Raw genomic sequence first — 18,792 nt, forward strand, 5'->3', positions numbered from 1 at the left:
ACGGAAGGACTTTACCTACCATGAGCCAGGCTCGGGTCACCGTGCGTCGTCGGGAGGTCGAGTGTCCACTGTCGTCGTGCGGCGGCCGGCCCGACGTCCGGCACCGGAGATCCCCGTCGGCGAGGTGCCGGTGCAGGCCCCGCCGGAGATCCCGGACGTCACCGGTGGCCGCTGGCAGCAGATGCTGATGGTGCTGCCGATGCTCGGCGGGACGGTCGCGATGGCGATGATGTTCGGGCGGGGCGGCGGCGCGTACGCGTACGTGGTCGGGGCGATGTTCGGCCTCTCCACGCTGGCGATGCTGGTGACCTCCTGGGGCAGCGCCTCCGGCAGCCCCCGCAAGTCCGAGATGATGGCCGCCCGACGCGAGTACCTGCGGCACCTGGCGACGTTGCGGCGGCAGGTCCGGCAGACCGCGACACGGCAGCGCAGTGGCCTCTGCTACCGGCACCCGGATCCACGGGGTCTCTGGTCGACGGTCGAGAGCCACCGGGTCTGGGAACGTCGTCCCGCCGACCCGGACTTCGCCGTGGTGCGGGTCGCCGTCGGGCCGCAGACGCTGGCCACCCCGTTGGTCCCACCGGTCACCCGGCCGCTGGAGGAGTTGGAGCCGATGACCGCCGGGGCGCTGCGTCGGTTCCTGGACGCGTACTCGGTGGTGCCGAACCTGCCGGTGGCGGTGTCGCTGCGCAGCTTCGCCCGGGTGTTCGTCCGGGGCGCGCCGGTCGGGCCCGCGTCACCGGCCGCGCAGTCGCTGGTCCGGGCGATGCTCACCCAGCTCGCGGTCTTCCACTCCCCGGACGAGTTGCTGATCGCGGTCTGCGCCGGACCGGAACGGCGTGGTGCCTGGGAGTGGGTCAAGTGGCTACCGCACGCCGGTCACCCGTCCCGGCACGACGCCCTCGGCCCGGTACGGCTGGTCGCCAGCGCGGCGGTGGACCTGGAGAAGCTGCTCGACGGGGTGCTGGCCAGCCGGTCCCGGTTCAGCCCGACCGGTCCGGCCACCGACGGGCCGCACCTGGTGGTGGTGCTCGACGGCGGCGACCTGACCGGCGCCACCGAACTGGCCGGTGACAGCGGCATCGACGGGGTGACGCTGATCGACCTGAGTTCCCCGCCGCCGCGCCTGCTGGACCGGTTCGCCCTGCTGCTGGAGCTGCGCGGTGACCGGCTGCACTCGCACTCGGCGGACGGGCCGGCCGAGGTGGGCACGGCCGACGCGCTGGAGGTCGCCGAGGCCGAGGCGGTGGCCCGCCGGTTGGCCCCGTTGCGCCCGGCCGCCGCCCGTGGTCCGGACGCCGCGACCGGCGCCGATCCGGGCCTGCCGGAGTTGCTCGGCATCGGCGACCCGGAGGGCTTCACCACCGAGCAGGGCTGGGCACCCCGGTCGGCCCGCGACCGGCTGCGGGTGCCGATCGGCGTCGGCGCGGACGGCACCGCCGTCGAGCTGGACCTGAAGGAGTCGGCGCAGGACGGCATGGGCCCACACGGGCTGTTGATCGGCGCCACCGGCTCGGGCAAGTCCGAGCTGCTGCGGACGCTGGTGCTGGGGCTGGCCGCCACGCACTCCTCGGAGCAGCTCAACGTCGTCCTCGTCGACTTCAAGGGCGGGGCCACCTTCGCCCCGTTCGACCGGCTGCCGCACACCGCCGCCGTGATCACCAACCTGGCCGACGCGTTGCCGCTGGTGGACCGCATGGTCGACGCGATCAACGGCGAGCTGGTACGCCGGCAGGAGCTGCTGCGTCGCGCCGGCAACTTCGCCAGCGTGCGCGACTACGAGCGGGCCCGGGCGGCCGGCAGCGCGCTGGCCCCGCTGCCGTCGTTGCTGCTGGTCTGCGACGAGTTCTCCGAGCTGCTGTCGGCGAAGCCCGACTTCGTCGACCTGTTCGTGCAGATCGGGCGGTTGGGCCGGTCGCTCGGGGTGCACCTGCTGCTGGCCAGCCAGCGGTTGGAGGAGGGTCGGCTGCGCGGGTTGGACACCCACCTGTCGTACCGGATCGGTCTGCGGACCTTCTCGTCGCTGGAGTCGCGCACGGTGCTCGGGGTGCCGGACGCGTACGAGTTGCCCCGCTCACCGGGTCACGGCTACCTGCGTTCCGGCACCGAGCCCCTGGTGCGCTTCAAGACCGCGTACGTCTCCGGGGCGGTCCGGCGGCACGCTGCGACGGCCGACGCGCCCGGGGGCGAGCGCCCACGCCTGCTCACCTTCACCACCCACTTCACACCCGAACCGGAGCCGCCCACTGCGCCCCCCACCGTCGAGCAGGACGAGGAACCGGATCGGGAGACCCTGCTCGACCTGCTGATCGGACGCCTCGTCGGCCAGGGGCCACCGGCCCACCGGGTGTGGTTGCCGCCGCTGGACGGCGCACCGGGGCTGGACGAGCTGGTCGGGCCGTTGACCGTGCACCCGTCCCGAGGGCTGACGTCCGGCAATCCGGAGCTGCACGGCGCGTTGCAGGTGCCGGTGGCGGTGGTCGACAAGCCGTACGAGCAGCGGCGCGACCTGCTCTGGTTGGCGTTGGACGGCGCCGCCGGGCACGTGGCCGTGGTCGGTGGTACGCAGAGCGGCAAGTCGACCGCGCTGCGGACGCTGATCTGCGCGTTGGCGCTCACCCACACCCCCAGTGAGGTGCAGGTCTACGGTCTGGACTTCGGCGGCGGCGGGTTGGCCGCGCTGCGCGACCTGCCGCACGTCGGTGGGATCACCGGGCGCGCCGACCCGACCGGCGTGCGACGCACCGTGGGCGAGATGGCCACGGTCCTGACCGAGCGGGAACGCGCCTTCGCCGAACTCGGTGTCGAGTCGATGGCGGCCTGGCGGCGGCGGCGAGCCGAGCAGGCCGCCGCCGGTGCGCCGCTCACCGACCGGTTCGGTGACGTCTTCCTCGTCGTCGACGGCTGGACCACGCTGCGCGGCGAGTACGACGACCTGGAGCCGCTGATCACCGACCTGGCCACCCGGGGACTCTCCTACGGCGTGCACGTGGTGGCCACGGCGGTGCGCTGGTTGGACTTCCGACCGGCCATCCGGGACCTGTTCGGTGCGCGGCTGGAACTGCGCCTCGGTGACCCGTCGGACTCGGCGGTCGCCCGCCGGGCGGCGGCGGACGTGCCGGAGCGGACGCCGGGTCGCGGCATCACCGCCGGGAGCCTGCACTTCCTCACCGCGCTGCCGCAGGTCGCCGATGCGGACACCGCCGCTCTGGTGCGACGGGCGGCGCAGAACTGGGCCGGTCCACCGGCACCCCGGGTCCGGCTGCTCCCGGCGGTGCTGCCCTACGCCGAGGTCGACCTGGCCGCCACCGCCGGGCTGCGGATCCCGGTCGGGATCGCCGAGGCGGACCTGCGTCCGGTGGTGCTCGACTTCGCCACCGAGCCGCACTTCGTGGTCTACGGCGACGCCGAGTGCGGCAAGTCGTCGTTCCTCCGCGCGCTGGCCCAGTCGATCGTCACCCGGTTCACTCCGGAGCAGGCGCGGGTGATCCTGGTGGACTACCGACGTAGCCTGCTCGGCGCGATCGAGACCGAGCACCTGATCGGGTACGGCACCGCCGCCGCGCACACCGCCGACCTGGTGGATTCCGCCGCCGGTTACCTCCAGGACCGCACCCCCGGTCCCGAGGTCGGCCCGGCGCAGTTGCGTGACCGGTCGTGGTGGACCGGACCGGAACTGTTCGTGCTGGTCGACGACTACGACCTGGTGGCGAGCGGGCCGGCGAACCCGCTGCGGGCGCTGGAGGAGCACCTGCCGCACGCCCGCGACGTCGGGTTGCACCTGGTGCTGGTCCGCCGTTGCGGCGGTGCCGCCCGCGCCCAGTACGAACCGGTCGTGCAGCGGTTACGCGAACTGTCCACCTCGGGCCTGGTGATGTCCGGCAGCCCCGAGGAGGGCGCATTGGTCGGTGCCGTCCGGCCCGGGCCACTGCCCCCCGGACGCGGTCGACTGTCCACCCGGCGCGAGGGTGTCCGCCTGGTTCAACTGGCATACCTGCCGCCACAGTGACGTCGAGTCCACGGAACGTCCCGTAACGGGGAGGCGAACCGGTAATCTCCGTTCGTCATGTGTCCCTGCGACGAATGGCTGAGGATGTGACCAGGGTGCGGCAGAGCGGCCCGCCGGGGCCTCGACGGTTCGCGCATCGGGCGCTGCTGGCGGCGGCGGTCACGGCGTTGTCCGTCACGGTCGCGGTCGTGCCGGCCGCCGCCGTGCAGGTCGCCCCGACTTCCTTCGGCGTGCCGGTGGCGTACGCCCCGGACACCGCCGAACGCGCCGACCAGGTCCGTGACGAGCAGTGGCAGCTCGACAAGCTGGGCGCGCGGGTCGCCTGGCGCACCTCGACCGGACGCGGCGTGATCGTCGCGGTGATCGACTCCGGGGTGGACGGCTCGCACCCGGACCTGGCCGGTCAGGTGCTCCCCGGTCTCGACCTGGTCTCCCCGGGTGGTGCCGCCGAACCCGATCCGGTCGGCCACGGCACCACGGTCGCGGGCCTGATCGCCGGACGCAACGACGACCGCCGGGGCGTGGTGGGACTGGCCCCCGACTCCCGCATCCTGCCGGTCCGCGTACTCGATGAGGAGAACCGGTACGACGACGCGCTGATCGTCGCCAAGGGCGTGCGGTGGGCGGTCGACAACGGCGCCAAGGTGATCAACCTGTCGCTCGGCGGCAACGGCGACAGTCCTGCCCTGGCCGCCGCCATCGACTACGCGTTCGCCAAGGACGTGGTGGTGGTCGCCTGCACCGGCAATCTCGCCACCTCTCCCGAGGCGAAGGTGTGGTATCCGGCCCGGGAGCCGGGCGTCATCGCCGTCTCCGGGTTGGAACGCAACAGCGACAACCTGTGGAGCGGTGCGATCACCGGTCGCGCCACCGTCCTCACCGCCCCGGCCAGCGGCCTGGTCGGCGCCCGGCCGCCACAGGGGTACTGGCGGGTGCAGGGCACCAGCTTCGCCGCCCCGCTGGTCGCCGCCACCGCCGCCCTGGTCCGGGCCCGGTACCCGCAGATGTCCGCCGGGGACGTGGTGAACCGGCTGCTGGTCACCGCCAGGGACATCGGGCCCACCGGGCGCGACGACCGGTTCGGGTACGGCCTGGTCGACCCGATCGCAGCGCTGACGGCGGACGTACCGCTGGTCGGCGACAACCCGCTGGACGACAACGACTCGCCCGGGGTGACCGGCTTCGGTCCGGCCCCCGGCTCGGTGCCGGTCGGCGAGCCGGACGCCGAGCAGCTCGGCCTCACCGGGTCACAGCAGGAGACCCGGTGGCGGGCGCGTGCCGCCGGGACCGCCACCGACACCGGTCCGGTACGCCTCTGGGTCGGCTCGGCGATCCTCGTCGCCCTGGTCACCGGCGCGGCGCTGATGGTGCGCCGGCTGCGGAAGCGCTGAGCGACGCCGCCGGGCAATCCGGCGATCCCGGGTCTTCGATCCCGCTCGGCGGGGTACAACCGTCGGCGTGAGTGCCTCAGGCCGGCGCACGACCGCGCCCCCGCCAATCCGCGACCCGGCGGGTCCGGCGGACGGCCCGTCGGGCCTGCGTCCCGGCCACACCGTCTCCGGCCTGTCGATGCTGGTGCCGTTCGCACTGCTCGCCATGCTGGTGGCGGGCGGCTGGTCGCCGCTGCGCCGCCTGGACGCGGCGATCACCGCAGACCTGCACGGCTTCGCCCGCGACCACCCCGCCTGGGTGTCGGTGATGAGCCTCTGGACGGACGTGTTCGCACCGATGCCGCTGCGTGCCGGGGCGTTGTGTCTGGTGGTCTGGCTGGCCTACCGGGGCGCGCGGCGGCTGGCCGTCTGGGTCACCACCACCATGGTGCTCGGCGGCCTGCTCGGACCGCTGCTCAAGCTCGTGGTGGGCCGTCCGCGACCGGATCTGCCCGAGCCGGTGGCGCTGGCCCCCGGACTGTCCTTCCCGTCGGGCCACGCGCTGAACGCGGCGCTGGCCGCCGGTGTGCTGCTCGTGGTGTTCCTGCCCCGGGTGTGGTCGGCGGGCCGGGCAACGGTCTGGTCCGCCGCACTCGCCATCGCCCTGGTCACCGGGTTCAGTCGGGTCGCGCTCGGGGTGCACTGGACCAGCGACGTGGTCGCCGGATGGCTGCTCGGTGCGGCGGTGGTCACCGCCACCACCGTGGCCTTCACGCTCCGGGCCCGACGGTCGCCGTCCGACGGCTGACCGTCAGGTGCACTCGCCGGTGCCCACGCCCCGGGTACGCTCCGCACCCGCCAGCGCCACCGGCCGGGCCTCGGCGGCGGTCACCGCGAAGCCGGTGTTCGGGTCGTACGCAGCCGCCGCGAAGATCACTCCGAGTACCAGGCCGTTCGAGGAGACCAGTGGCCCGCCGGAGTTGCCGCTGCGCACCAGCGCCCGGATCGTGTAGATCTCCCGGGTCACGTCCCCCGAGGAGTAGATGTCCGGGCCGGTGATCCGGTCGACCTCGCGGATCCGCGCCGACTGGGCGTTGTACGGCCCGTCCAACGGGAAACCGAGCACGATGGCGTCCGCGCCGGAGGTGGTGTTGCCGGCGGCGAACCGCATGGACGGGCCGGGCAGGTTGGGCACGTACAGCACGGCCAGGTCGCGGTTCGGGTCGTAGACGACGACGGTGCCCTCGTACCGCTCGCCACGCAGTTCCACCGCGACCGAGTCGGTGCCGGCGACCACGTGCGCGTTGGTCATCACCCGGTCGTCGGCGTACACGAAGCCGGAGCCCTCGATGCGGCGGGAGCAGCTCTTCGCCGAGCCGAGCACCTTGACCACCGACTGTTGGCCGTTGGCCACCACCGGCGATCCGGCCAGTGCCGGGTCGGGTGGCTCGACCTGCCGGGCCTGGGTACGACGCAGGCCGTCGAACACGTCCGGGAAGCCGTTGGTGTCGACGGTGTCCCGCAGCGCGGTGGAGAGCTGCTGGGCCTGGTCGGGCATCACCTGGTCGACCACGTTGAGCAGCGCGCTGCTGCGGACCGAGGCGGCGAGCCACGGCAGTGAGGAGGAGCCGAGCGGCACCGCCACCAGCCAGGCGACCATGAGCACCGCGAAGAGCGAGACGAAGGCACCGCCGATGTCGTCGAGCCGTCGACCCACGTCACTGGCGATGGTGCGGCGTAGGTGGGAGCCGAGCCATCCGGCGAGCGCCTGGCCGATCACCGCCAGGCCGAAGATGGCGACGAGCGAGATCAGCACCCGGGTGCCACTGTCGACGAACTGCCGGGCGAACATCGGCCCGATCTGAAGCCCGATCAGAGCTCCGAGGAAGAACCCGGAGAACGAGAGCACCCCGATGACGAACCCCTGCCGGTATCCGCTGATCGCGAAGACGAGCATGAGTAACAGCAGAACGAGATCAACGGCCGACACGGGTCAAGCGTACGGGCCGAGGGCTCGCGGGATGACGATCGCTTGCGCAAGGTGACCGTGCGGTCAGCGGATCGCGCTCTCGTCCACCTCGTCGGTGCCGGCCGAGGGGGCGGGCGAGGCACCCGACGGAGGCAGGTCGATCACCCGTCCGTGCGGCCACGGTCGGCTCCAGCCGCCCATCTCCAGCAGCGCGGCCAGCACCCCGGCGGTGAAGCCCCAGACCAGCATGCCGCGGACCGAGAAGGCGGGGCCGACCCAGCCGCTGGAGTGGCGTACCCGGACCCGGTTGTCCGGGTCGACCAGTTCGGTGACCGGCAGGCGGGCCACGTGCGCCACCTCGGCCGGTTCCCGGGGGTGCACCCGGTGCGGCGCGTGCCACCAGGCGAGCACCGGCGTCACCACGAACTCGCTGACCGGGATCCACAGTCTCGGCAGCTCGGCGAGCAGGGTGACGCTCGCCGGGTCGAGACCGACCTCCTCGTTGGCCTCGCGCAGGGCGGTGGCGGCGGCGTCGGCGTCACCCGGGTCGGCCGCACCGCCGGGAAACGCCGGTTGACCGGCGTGGTTACGCAACGTGGCGGCCCGCTGGAGCACCAGTACGTCCGGCCCGGTCTCGGCGTCCTCACCGAGCAGCACGAGCACGGCGCTCTCCCGGCCGCCCTGCTCCGGGGTGCGGACCTGGGTGAAGTCCTCCATGTGTGCGGTGCCGAGCCGGACCAGCAGCGGGTCCAGCCAGTCCGGCACCGGTCGTGGCGCACCGGCCGCCTCCCGGGCCGGGCTCACGCCGGCGGGCACCTCGCTCATGCCGGCACCGCGATGTCGAGGTGCTGCTGAACGAGGTCGGCGAGTCGGGCGTCGTCGAGCGCGCCCGAGGTGTCGATGTGCCGGACGCCCCCGTCGGCGCCGACGAACACCGTCATCGGGAACGCGTTGCGTTCCAGCGCGCGTTGGAACGCCTTGCCCTGGTCGAACAGCATCGGGAACCGTACGCCGAAGTCCTCGCCGATCGACTGCGCGGCGCTGCGGCTGTCCTGGGTGTTCACCCCGATCACCTGTAGTTGCCCCTGGGTCTGCTCGCTGAGCCGCTGGAAGGCGGGCAGTTCCTTACGGCAGGGCTGACACCAGGAGGCCCAGACGTTGATCAGGGCCGGTCCGGGGATGTCACGCACGGCGACCGGTGCGCCGCCGGTGAAGCAGGTGAGGGTCAGCTCGGGCAGCCGGTCACCCTGCGGGGCGTCGTCGCCGGTGGTGCCGGGCTCGGCCGCGAGGGCCGCACAGTCCTCGAACGGGGACGGTCGGCTGGTGCTCGTCCCCGGTCCGGCGGCGGAGGGCTGGTCGTCCTCCGGCGTGCACGCCACGGTGCCGACCAGCAGCAGTGGCAGGGCCAGCAGGGCCAGTCGACGGGTCACGGCGCCTCCGCCCGGACCGCCTGCACCGGCACCAACTCGGGGTCGACTCCGGCGGCGACGGCCAGGTCACGGGCCCGGGGGCCCTTGAGCAGCTTCGCGGCGGCGGCTGCCTCGGTCGGGCCGGTGCCGTACGACGGGCAGAGCTTCGCCAGCGTGCACGCGCCGCAGGCGGGCTTGCGGGCGTGGCAGACCCGTCGGCCGTGGAAGATGATCCGGTGCGACAGCATGGTCCAGTCGCGCTTCGGATACATCGCCCCGATCGCGTGCTCGATCTTGACCGGATCGGTCTCGGTGGTCAGTCGCCACCGCTGGACCAGCCGCTGGAAGTGCGTGTCGACGGTGATGCCGGGCACGTCGAAGGCGTTGCCGAGGATGACGTTGGCGGTCTTGCGGCCGATCCCGGGCAGGGTCACCAGGTCGGCCAGCCGACCCGGCACCCGGCCGTCGTACCGGTCGACGAGGGCCTGGCCGAGGTGGATCAACGAGGTGGTCTTGTTGCGGTAGAAGCCGGTCGGCCGGATCATCTCCTCCATCTCGTCCCGGTTCGCCCCGGCGTAGTCGGCGGCGCCCGGGTAGCGGGCGAAGAGCTTCGGCGTGACCTCGTTGACCTTCTTGTCGGTGCACTGGGCCGAGAGGATGGTGGCGACGGCCAACTCCAGCGCGTTGCCGTGGTTCAGCTCACAGTGGGCGTCGGGATGCGTCTCGGTCAGCACGCGGCCGATCCGCCGCGCCCGACGCGTACGACCCAGGTCGGTCTCGGTGGCGCTTCTGGTCACGACGGCCAGCCTACGTCGCCGCGCCGACGCTCCGGTCGGCCCACACGTGCGAGCCGGTGATCAGCCCTCGTCCGGCGGGCTGATCTTGCCCGCCTTGGTGAACCGGGCACCGGTCTCCGGGAAGTCGAGCTTGGTCAGGTCCCGGAGCAGGCCGAGGCCCCGGTCGTCCGGGTCCATGGTCGGCTTGCCGATCCCGTTCATGTACGTCGAGACGAACGACCCGCCGGACCAGGTGCCGTCCGGTTCGAGGGTCACCTTGAGCACCCCGCCCCAGCCGAGGCGGCCGTTGTTGCTCAGCATGTTGCCGCCACCGGCGAAGTTGCCCAGGCTGTACGCGATCAGTCGGCCCTTGTAGAACTCCATGCCCCGCAGCACGTGCGGGCCGTGGCCGACGATCAGGTCGGCGCCGGAGTCGATCATCGCGCGGGAGAACTTGATCGGGTCGCCCCGGTTCTCGCCGAGGAACATCTCGGTGCCCGGACGGGTGCGGGTCATCTCCGAGCCCTCGGCCCCCATGTGCACCTGCACCACCACGATGTCGGCCATGGTGGCGGCCTTCTCGATCACCTTCTTCGCGGAAGGGATGTCGATCAGGCTGTTCGACCAGCGGTACGACGAGAAGCCGGCGACCGCGACCTTCACGCCGTCGGCCTCGACCACGGTGATCTGGTCGGGCGCGCCGGTGTGCGCCAGATCGTGCTCCTCCAGCGCCTTCTGGGTGTTCTCGTACCCCTTTGGCCCGAAGTCGTAGCCGTGGTTGTTGGCCTGGTTGAGCAGGTCGAACCCGGCGTCGGCGAGGTGGGCGGCGTACTCCGGCGGCGCCCGGAACTGGAAGCACCGGGTCGAGTCGGCCCCGCACTTGCCGGTGCCGGTGTCCACCGTCAACGGCTCTTCCAGGTTGCCCATCGCCACGTCGGCGGAGATCGCCTTCTTGACCGAGTCGAAGAAGCCCTTCCCGCCGTTCGGCGGCAGCCGGTTGGGCGCGTTGCCCATCACGATGTCGCCGGTGGCGGAGAGGGAGATGGTCTTGACCTCGGGCGGGGTCGACTCGACCGGCCCGCCGGTGGCACCGCCGCCCGCGCCCGGCTGCCAGACCGGCTCCTGACCGAGATCGGCACAACCGGCGACCAGCAGCACGGCGAGCAGCGCACCGAGCGCGGCCAGGGAACGGCGGCGTGGACGCGACGCCCCGAAGGCACGGCCCAGCGGACGTGAGGCGGAGAAGGCACGGCCCAGCGGACGTGAGGCGGAGAAGGCACGGCCGAACGGACGTGAGGCGGAGAAGGCGTGGTGGCGCGGACGCGACGCCTCGGAGGCACGGCGTCTGCGCGCGAGGGGGGCGCGAGCATACATCGGGGGCGACCCTACCGGGCGGGAAACACCACGACGACGGCCGATCGGGTGGAGGATTCAGCCCCGGAGCCGATCCGACCATGGGACGACGGTGTCGGCGCCGACCGCCGACACCGCGGCGTGCACCGCGCGGGCCAGCGGGGCTCCCCAGGTCGAGCGCGGGCCGCCGTACGCACTGACCGGCCCGTCCGGCGGGCAGAGCACGGTGACCGCGTCCGTCGGGGTGCCGGTGCCGGGCAGGCCGAGGTCGGCGATCGCCTGCGCCTTCGCCTCGGTCGCCGTGGCCACCGCGTTGACCAGAGCCGCGTCGCCGAGCCGGGCCGGCACGTACACCACGATGTTGACGGTGCCGACCCGTTGTGCGGGGGCCGCCACGTCGGGCGCCGCCGCGGGCACCGGCGTGCCCAGGCCCACCGTGGCCCAGACCTGCACGCCGGTGTCGGTCCGGGCGATCACCTCGGTCACGTCGACGCCGGTCAGCAGGCCCACCCCGGCTCCGTCGAGGCCGAGCCGCCGGGCCATGCCGGCCAGGTGCTCGGCGGGGTCGTCCCGGTCGTACGACATCGGCACGGTCGCGTTCAGCACCCACCTTCGTAGGCCGAGCCCGCCGCCGAGCGGGCCGGTGCCGACCGCCCGTAACGGCCGCACGGCACGCCACACGAGGAGCGGAATGTCCCTTCCGTCCTCGTGACGGGTGGTCACCTGGGGCTCGTTCAGCACGCCGTGACCCTACGACCGGCGACCTCGCCGGTCGTCGCCGGCCCGCGCGGGCGAGCGATGGTACCGGGCGACCGACACGGGAAGGTTACGCCCAACGATCAAGATTCCAGGGGTGCACCTCTGATTCCTGCTCACGTGCGCCTAGACTGGTCGGCGCGCGAGGGATCAGCGGACGGCGACCCAGCCGACAGACGGCACGCGCAACCGGAGGTGCGCGATGGACGAGGTACTGGCCCGCAGCGGGATCTTCCAGGGAGTCGACCCGGAGGCTGCCGAGGCGCTCGCCAAGGAGATGGAGACGATCGAGGTCCGCAAGGGCGAGGTCGTGTTCAACGAGGGCGAGCCCGGCGACAGTCTCTACATCCTGCTGTCCGGCAAGATCAAGGTCGGGCGGCGGGCTGCGGACGGCCGGCAGAACCTGATCGCGGTGATGGGCCCGTCGGACATGGTCGGCGAGCTGTCGCTGTTCGATCCGGGTCCGCGTACGGCGACCGCCACCGCGGTGACCGACAGCCGTCTGGCCCGGCTGCGCAAGCAGGCGCTGCGCCCGTGGCTGAACAACCGGCCGGAGATCGCCGAGCAGTTGCTGCGCGTGCTCGCCCGCCGGCTGCGCCGGACCAACGACGCCCTGGCCGACCTGATCTTCACCGACGTGCCCGGCCGGGTCGCCAAGAACCTGCTCCAGATGGCCGGCCGCTTCGGCACCCGCGACGGTGGCGTGCTGCGCGTGACGCACGACCTGACCCAGGAGGAGATCGCCCAGCTCGTCGGCGCCTCCCGCGAGACGGTCAACAAGGCGCTGGCCGACTTCGCCTCGCGGGGCTGGCTCCGGCTGGACGGCAAGAGCATCATCATCCTCGACCCGGAGCGTCTGGCCCGCCGCGCGCGGGTCTGACCCCCGCTTTCCTCCACCGCCCGGTCGCCCACCTGCGGCCGGGCGGTGTCGTGTCCGGGATCGCCTCCGTTGACCGTATACCGGGGCACACCGCGCGGTGAAAAAGTCAGTCTTGACTGTTTGTTTTGCGGACGGCAGGCTGTGCCCGTGCCCACCGCATCGACCCGCGTCCCTCAACAGCAGCGCAGCCGTGCCACCCGGGCCCGGCTGCTGGAGGCGACCGTCGAGTGCCTGGTCGAGCACGGCTGGTCCGGCACGACGACCACGGTGGTGGCGGCCCGGGCCGGGGTCTCCCGAGGCGCCCAACTGCACCACTACCCGACCAGAGCCGCCCTGGTCACCGCCGCCGTGGCACACCTGACCGAACGCCGGGCGGCGGAGCTGCGGGCCGAGGCGGAGGCGCTGCCGGCCGGCCCCCGTCGGCTGGACCGGGTGGTCGACCTGCTCGCCGCCGCCTTCACCGGGCCGCTCTTCGTGGCCGCCCTCGAACTCTGGGTGGCCGCCCGCACCGACGCCGAACTGCGAGCCGCGCTGCTGCCGCTGGAGACCCGGGTCGGGCGGGAGATGCACCGACTGACCGTCGAACTGCTCGGCGTCGACGAGCGACGACCGGGCGTACGCGAAGCGGTGCAGGCCACCCTCGACCTGCTCCGGGGGCTCGGCGTGGCCAACCTGCTCAGTGACGACTCGGCCCGCCGGGCCGCCCTGCTGCACGCCTGGAAACACCAGTTCACCGCCCTGCTCACGCCCGCCGACCACCGGCCGGAAGACGAGCGGGACTGATCCCCCACCGGAGGCACCATGGTCGACCTGGCCGTCCTGCTCACCGACCTGGCCGCCGAGTCCGCGCAGCTCGACGTGCTCGTCGCGCCCCTGCCCGAGGCGGAGTGGGAACGGCCGACTCCGGCGGCGGGCTGGACGGTCGCCCACCAGATCGCTCACCTGGCCTGGACCGACCACGTGTCCCACCTGGCCGCGACCGATCCGGACGCGTTCCACGCCTCGGTCGTCGCCGCCCCGGATCCGACCCGCCTGGTCGACGCGGGCGCGGAGGCGTTCCTCGCCCCGCCGGAGGTGCTGCTGAGCCGCTGGCGGGTCGGCCGCAGGACGCTCGCGGCGTCGCTCGCCGCCGCTCCGGCCGGGCAGCGACTGCCCTGGTACGGCACCCGGATGTCGCCCGCCTCGATGGCCACCGCCCGGATCATGGAGACCTGGGCGCACGGCGAGGACGTCGCTGACGCGCTGGGCGTCTCCCGGCCGGCCACCGCCCGGCTGCGACACATCGCGTACCTGGGCTCCCGTACCGTCGGGCACAGCTTCGCCGCGCACGGCCGGACGGTGCCGACGGCGCCGGTCCGGGTCGAGCTGCGGGCACCGGCCGGGGAGACCTGGGCCTTCGGTCCGCCCGACGCGACCGACCGGGTCACCGGCCCGGCGCACGACTTCTGCCTGCTGGTGACCCGGCGGCGGCACCGCGCCGACACCGCCCTGGTCGCCGACGGGCCGGTCGCCGACGCGTGGCTGGACGTGGCACAGGCGTTCGCCGGCCCACCCGGTCCCGCCCCCACGCCCCGGTCGCCGGGGGGCGACCAGGCCGGAGCCGCCGCGTGAGCGCGGCCGACCGGCGGCCCCGCGCCGACGTGCTGCGGGTCGGCAACGCGTCCGGCTTCTACGGCGACCGGTTCTCCGCCTGGCGGGAGATGCTCGACGGCGGCGAGCTGGACGTGCTGACCGGCGACTACCTGGCCGAGTTGACCATGCTGATCCTCGGCCGGGACCGGATGCGTGACCCCGACCTGGGGTACGCCAGGACGTTCCTGCGACAGCTCGAAGGCTGCCTCGGCACCGCGATGGACCGCCGGGTCAGGCTGGTCACCAACGCCGGCGGACTCCACCCGGCCGGGTTGGCCGCCGCGATCCGCTCCCTCGCCGACCGGCTCGGGCTGCCCGTGCGGGTCGGGTACGTCGAGGGCGACGCGCTGGCCCGCCCGGACGCGCTCACCGCGAACGCGTACCTCGGGGCGTTCGGTATCGCCGCCTGCCTCGACGCCGGGGCGGACGTGGTGGTCACCGGTCGGGTCACCGACGCCGCCCTGGTGGTCGGCCCGGCCGTGGCCCACTTCGGCTGGACGCACGACGACCTGGACGCGCTGGCCGGCGCCACCGTGGCCGGGCACCTGGTCGAGTGCGGGGCGCAGGTAACCGGCGGCAACTACAGCTTCTTCACCGAGCTGCCCGACGGCGGTCACCGGCCCGGCTTTCCCGTCGCCGAGCTGCGTCGCGACGGCTCGTCGGTGCTCACCAAGCATCCCGACACCGGTGGCGCGGTCACCGTCGAGACGGTCACCGCGCAACTGCTCTACGAGATCGGTGGACCCGAGTACCTCGGACCGGACGTGGTAACCCGGCTCGACACGATCGAGCTGCGCCAGGACGGGCCGGACCGGGTACGCGTCTCCGGCGTCCGGGGCACGCCACCGCCGGAGACGCTGAAGGTGGGCGTCAACAACCTCGGCGGTTTCCGCAACTCGATGACGTTCGTGCTCTGCGGGCTGGACATCGAGGCGAAGGCGGCCCTGGTCCGGGCGCAACTGGAAGTGGCGGTCGGCACCGACGGGCTGGAGTTCCGGTTGGCCCGTACCGACCACCCGGACGCGACCGACACCGAGGTGGCGAGCGCACTGCTGCACGTACACCTGCGGGACGTCGACCGGACGCGGGCCGGGCGGGCCTTCTCGGCGGCGGCGGTGGAGTTGGCGCTGGCCTCGTACCCCGGCTGCACGCTGACCACGCTGCCCGGCGACGCCACCCCGTACGGCGTCTGCACCACCGATGCGGTGTCGCAGGACGCGGTCACCCACGTCGCCGTACTGCCCGACGGCACCCGCCGGCAGATCGCCCCACCGCCGCTGCGATGTAAGGAAGGGTCCCCTGCTATACACCAGGCGATAGCAGGGGGCCCTTCCTTTCATCCGAGTGGAGCGGTGCGGCGGGGGGCGCTCGGGGAGTTGGTCGGGGCGCGTTCGGGCGACAAGGGCGGTGACGCGAACCTCGGCGTGTGGGCGCGTACCGACGCGACCTGGGCGTGGCTGCGCGGTTGGCTGACCGTGGCCCGGCTGGCCGAACTGCTGCCGGAGACCGCCCCGCTGACCGTCCGGCGGTACGAGCTGCCGAACCTGCGCGCCGTCAACTTCGTGATCGAAGGGCTGCTCGGACCCGGTGTGGCCGGCTCGACCCGGTTCGACCCGCAGGCCAAGGCGCTCGGTGAGCTGCTCCGTGCCCGGGTGGTCGACCTACCGGCGGAGCTGCCCACCGGACCGGCCTCGCCCACCGGACCGGCCTCGCCCACCGGGTCGGCCTCGGCCACCGGGTCGGCGTCGGTCGGGGGGCCGCAGGCGTGACCATCGTGGACACGCCGGAGCGGCGTCAGTTGCGCGAGATGACCCGGACCTTCGTGACCCGGGAGGTGCTGCCGCACCTGGCCGACTGGGAGAAGGCCGGTGAGGTGCCGCGCACGTTGCACGTCGCCGCCGCGCGGACCGGGCTGCTCGGCATCGGGTTCCCCGAGTCGGTCGGCGGCAGCGGCGGCGACCTGCTCGACTCGATCGTCGTCACCGAGGAGATCATCCGCTCCGGCGGATCCTCGGGGCTGGTCGCGGCCCTGTTCACGCACGGCATCGCGGTGCCGCACATGGTCGCGGCGGCCGGCGGCCGGCTCGGCGGCACCCTCCCGGGCGCGGCCGGTCCGCCGGCCGAGCGCCCGCCGGCCGCTGACGACCTGGTCGACCGGTACGTCCGGCCGACGCTCGCCGGTACGACGATCGGTGCGCTCGCCGTCACCGAGCCGGAGACCGGCTCCGACGTCGCCGGGATCCGCACCCACGCCCGCCGCGACGGCGAGCACTACGTGGTCAACGGCGCGAAGACGTACATCACCAGCGGTGTGCGGGCGGACTTCGTGACCACGGCGGTGCGGACCGGCCCACCGGGCAACGGCGAGTTGAGCCTGCTGGTGATCGAGAAGGGCATGCCCGGGTTCACCGTCGGGCGACGGCTGGAGAAGCTCGGCTGGCACTGCTCGGACACCGCCGAACTCTCCTTCGTCGACGTACGCGTCCCGGTGGGGAACCGGATCGGCGAGGAGGGCACCGCCTTCCTCGCGATCATGCAGCACTTCGCCGCCGAGCGGCTCTCCCTGGCCACGCAGGCGTACGCGATCGCGCAGCGCTGCGTGGAGTTGAGCGTGCGCTGGTGCCGGGACCGGTCCACGTTCGGTCGTCCGCTGGTCGGTCGACAGGTGGTCCGGCACCGGCTGGCCGAGATGCACACCCGCGCCGAGGCCGCCCGGGCGTACGTGCACGAGGTGGCCGCCCGGGTCGTCGCCGGGGAGCCGGTGGTGACCGAGGTGGCGATGGCCAAGAACGTGGCCGTGGCGGCGAGCGACTGGGTGGTCGACCAGGCCCTGCAACTGCATGGCGGCTTCGGCTACCTGCGCGACGCCGAGGTGGAGCGGCACTACCGGGACGCCCGGATCCTCGGCATCGGCGGCGGCACCACCGAGATCATGAACGAGATCGTCGCGAAGGGCATCGGCCTATGACCACGTTGGAGAGCACGGTTGACCTCACCTCGCCGATCCACCGGGCCAACCGGGAGGCGTTGCGGGACCGGATCGCCGAGCTGGACGCCGCGCTCGACCAGGCACGGGCCGGTGGCGGCGAGAAGTACGTGACCCGGCACCACGCGCGCGGCAAGCTGCTCCCCCGCGAGCGCATCGAGCTGCTGCTGGATCGGGACAGCCCGTTCCTGGAGTTGTCGCCGGTGGCCGCGTACGGCACGGACTTCCCGGTCGGGGCCAGCGTGGTGACCGGGATCGGGGTGGTCGAGGGCGTCGAGTGCCTGATCGTGGCAAACGACCCGACCGTACGCGGCGGTGCGGTGAACCCGTGGTCGCTGGCGAAGACCCGGCGGGCCGGGGAGATCGCCCTGGCCAACCGGCTGCCGATGGTGAACCTGGTCGAGTCGGCCGGCGCGGACCTGCCCACCCAGGCGGAGATCTTCATTCCGGGCGGGCGGGTGTTCCGTGACCTGACCCGGCTCTCGGCCGAGAAGATCCCCACGGTCAGCGTGGTCTTCGGCAACGCCACCGCCGGTGGCGCGTACGTGCCCGGGATGTCGGACTTCACCATCATGATCCGGGAGCGTTCGCAGGTCTACCTGGCCGGGCCGCCGCTGGTGAAGATGGCCACCGGGGAGGACGCCGACGACGAGTCGCTGGGTGGTGCGGCGATGCACGCCACCCGTAGCGGTCTGGCCGACTTCCTCGCCGCCGACGAGCGGGACGGCATCCGGCTGGCCCGGCAGTGTGTCCGCCGGTTGAACTGGCGCAAGCAGGGGCCGGGGCCGCGTACCGCGAATCCGCGTCCGCCCCGGCACGATCCGGAGGAGTTGCTCGGCATCGTCAGCGCCGATCTCAAGGTGCCGTTCGATCCGCGCGAGGTGCTCGCCCGGTTGCTCGACGGCAGCGAGTTCGACGAGTTCAAGCCGGCGTACGGCACGGCTCTGGTCACCGGGTGGGGTGAACTGCACGGGTACCCGGTCGGCATCCTGGCGAACGCCCGGGGGGTGCTGTTCAGCGAGGAGGCGCAGAAGGCGACGCAGTTCATCCAGCTCGCCAACGCCGCCGACACCCCGCTGATCTTCCTACAGAACACCACCGGCTACATGGTCGGCACCGAGTACGAGCAGCGCGGCATCATCAAGCACGGCGCGCTCATGATCAACGCGGTGTCGAACTCGACGGTGCCGCACCTGACGGTCAACCTGGGCGCCTCGTACGGGGCCGGGAACTACGGCATGTGCGGCCGGGCGTACGAGCCGAGGTTCCTGTTCACCTGGCCGAACGCGAAGTCTGCGGTGATGGGTCCGGCCCAGTTGGCCGGGGTGCTGTCCATCGTGGCCCGGCAGGCCGCCGCCGCTCGGGGACGTGAGTTCGACGAGGACTCCGACGCCGCCATGCGGATGATGGTCGAGCAGCAGATCGAGTCCCAGTCCGGCGCGCTGTTCCTCTCCGGGCGGCTCTACGACGACGGGGTGATCGACCCTCGGGACACCCGTACCGTCCTCGGGCTCTGCCTGTCGGCAGTGCACAACGCACCGGTGCGCGGTGCCGCCGGTTTCGGCGTGTTCCGGATGTGACACCCGTGAGCGCGAGGAACGCAGCGCAGCGGAGTCCCGCAGTCGCGAACGAAAGGCCGGCCCGATGAGCGC

Annotated in this window: 15 protein-coding genes; 9 read left to right on the top strand and 6 right to left on the bottom strand. The window is 73.0% G+C overall.

The genetic code is table 11. From position 1 onward, the window contains the following. The first annotated feature begins 61 nt into the window (after positions 1-61). The 3 genes from eccCa (at position 62) to ACQVFL_RS28190 (ending at position 6,187) form a co-directional block, all read left to right on the top strand. On the top strand, positions 62-4,009 hold the full coding sequence (gene eccCa, locus ACQVFL_RS28180; protein WP_431727945.1) for a type VII secretion protein EccCa: 3,948 nt from the start codon (positions 62-64) through the stop codon (positions 4,007-4,009). A 74-nt stretch (positions 4,010-4,083) separates the two neighbouring features. Beyond that, positions 4,084-5,400 (top strand): type VII secretion-associated serine protease mycosin, encoded by a 1,317-nt coding sequence (gene mycP, locus ACQVFL_RS28185; RefSeq protein ID WP_396689749.1) that lies wholly within the window; start codon positions 4,084-4,086, stop codon positions 5,398-5,400. A 67-nt stretch (positions 5,401-5,467) separates the two neighbouring features. Further along, positions 5,468-6,187 carry a phosphatase PAP2 family protein gene (locus ACQVFL_RS28190; protein ID WP_431727946.1) on the top strand — a complete coding sequence of 240 codons (720 nt, stop codon included), beginning with the start codon at positions 5,468-5,470 and terminating at the stop codon, positions 6,185-6,187. Between the two features lie 3 nt (positions 6,188-6,190). On the opposite strand, the gene ACQVFL_RS28195 is transcribed toward ACQVFL_RS28190, so the two are convergent. From ACQVFL_RS28195 to ACQVFL_RS28220, 6 genes are all read right to left on the bottom strand, one after another. Beyond that, entirely contained in the window at positions 6,191-7,369 is a 1,179-nt protein-coding gene (locus ACQVFL_RS28195) for a MarP family serine protease (RefSeq protein WP_396689745.1), read from the bottom strand. A gap of 63 nt (positions 7,370-7,432) precedes the next feature. Next, complete coding sequence (locus tag ACQVFL_RS28200) at positions 7,433-8,173, bottom strand: NUDIX hydrolase (RefSeq protein ID WP_431727947.1); 741 nt, start codon at positions 8,171-8,173, stop codon at positions 7,433-7,435. After that, positions 8,170-8,778 carry a TlpA family protein disulfide reductase gene (locus ACQVFL_RS28205; RefSeq protein ID WP_396689741.1) on the bottom strand — a complete coding sequence of 203 codons (609 nt, stop codon included), beginning with the start codon at positions 8,776-8,778 and terminating at the stop codon, positions 8,170-8,172. The genes ACQVFL_RS28200 and ACQVFL_RS28205 overlap by 4 nt, the downstream gene beginning before the upstream one ends. Next, a complete protein-coding gene (gene nth, locus ACQVFL_RS28210; RefSeq protein ID WP_431727948.1) occupies positions 8,775-9,554 on the bottom strand; it encodes an endonuclease III in 780 nt (259 codons plus the stop codon). The genes ACQVFL_RS28205 and nth overlap by 4 nt, the downstream gene beginning before the upstream one ends. 60 nt (positions 9,555-9,614) lie before the next feature. Next, positions 9,615-10,907 (bottom strand): CapA family protein, encoded by a 1,293-nt coding sequence (locus ACQVFL_RS28215; protein WP_431727949.1) that lies wholly within the window; start codon positions 10,905-10,907, stop codon positions 9,615-9,617. A gap of 57 nt (positions 10,908-10,964) precedes the next feature. Then, complete coding sequence (locus ACQVFL_RS28220) at positions 10,965-11,627, bottom strand: adenosylcobinamide amidohydrolase (RefSeq protein WP_396689736.1); 663 nt, start codon at positions 11,625-11,627, stop codon at positions 10,965-10,967. Between the two features lie 217 nt (positions 11,628-11,844). Between ACQVFL_RS28220 and ACQVFL_RS28225 the strand changes: the two genes are divergently transcribed. The 6 genes from ACQVFL_RS28225 to ACQVFL_RS28250 all read left to right on the top strand — a co-directional run bounded on the left by ACQVFL_RS28225 (position 11,845) and on the right by ACQVFL_RS28250 (position 18,720). Continuing rightward, a complete protein-coding gene (locus ACQVFL_RS28225; protein WP_013736306.1) occupies positions 11,845-12,522 on the top strand; it encodes a Crp/Fnr family transcriptional regulator in 678 nt (225 codons plus the stop codon). 147 nt (positions 12,523-12,669) lie between these two features. Next, complete coding sequence (locus tag ACQVFL_RS28230; protein WP_396689734.1) at positions 12,670-13,305, top strand: TetR/AcrR family transcriptional regulator; 636 nt, start codon at positions 12,670-12,672, stop codon at positions 13,303-13,305. An 18-nt stretch (positions 13,306-13,323) separates the two neighbouring features. Further along, positions 13,324-14,133, top strand: a complete 810-nt coding sequence (locus tag ACQVFL_RS28235) for a TIGR03084 family metal-binding protein (RefSeq protein WP_396689732.1) — start codon at positions 13,324-13,326, stop codon at positions 14,131-14,133. A gap of 89 nt (positions 14,134-14,222) precedes the next feature. After that, on the top strand, positions 14,223-15,923 hold the full coding sequence (locus ACQVFL_RS28240) for an acyclic terpene utilization AtuA family protein (protein WP_431729904.1): 1,701 nt from the start codon (positions 14,223-14,225) through the stop codon (positions 15,921-15,923). Next, positions 15,920-17,122, top strand: a complete 1,203-nt coding sequence (locus tag ACQVFL_RS28245; RefSeq protein ID WP_431727950.1) for an acyl-CoA dehydrogenase family protein — start codon at positions 15,920-15,922, stop codon at positions 17,120-17,122. The genes ACQVFL_RS28240 and ACQVFL_RS28245 overlap by 4 nt, the downstream gene beginning before the upstream one ends. Beyond that, positions 17,119-18,720, top strand: coding sequence for an acyl-CoA carboxylase subunit beta (locus ACQVFL_RS28250; RefSeq protein WP_431727951.1), 1,602 nt, complete (start codon positions 17,119-17,121; stop codon positions 18,718-18,720). The genes ACQVFL_RS28245 and ACQVFL_RS28250 overlap by 4 nt, the downstream gene beginning before the upstream one ends. The last annotated feature ends 72 nt before the right edge of the window (positions 18,721-18,792 follow it).

The organism is Verrucosispora sp. TAA-831 (genome assembly GCF_050780145.1).
GTDB lineage: Bacteria > Actinomycetota > Actinomycetes > Mycobacteriales > Micromonosporaceae > Micromonospora.

Bases quoted from the DNA above. Each gene is read 5' to 3' on its own strand.
- mycP (WP_396689749.1), top strand. From the start codon at position 4,084: ATGGCTGAGGATGTGACCAGGGTGCGGCAGAGCGGCCCGCCGGGGCCT.
- ACQVFL_RS28200 (WP_431727947.1), bottom strand. From the start codon at position 8,173: ATGAGCGAGGTGCCCGCCGGCGTGAGCCCGGCCCGGGAGGCGGCCGGT.
- ACQVFL_RS28215 (WP_431727949.1), bottom strand. From the start codon at position 10,907: ATGTATGCTCGCGCCCCCCTCGCGCGCAGACGCCGTGCCTCCGAGGCG.
- ACQVFL_RS28225 (WP_013736306.1), top strand. From the start codon at position 11,845: ATGGACGAGGTACTGGCCCGCAGCGGGATCTTCCAGGGAGTCGACCCG.
- ACQVFL_RS28235 (WP_396689732.1), top strand. From the start codon at position 13,324: ATGGTCGACCTGGCCGTCCTGCTCACCGACCTGGCCGCCGAGTCCGCG.
- ACQVFL_RS28240 (WP_431729904.1), top strand. From the start codon at position 14,223: ATGCTCGACGGCGGCGAGCTGGACGTGCTGACCGGCGACTACCTGGCC.
- ACQVFL_RS28250 (WP_431727951.1), top strand. From the start codon at position 17,119: ATGACCACGTTGGAGAGCACGGTTGACCTCACCTCGCCGATCCACCGG.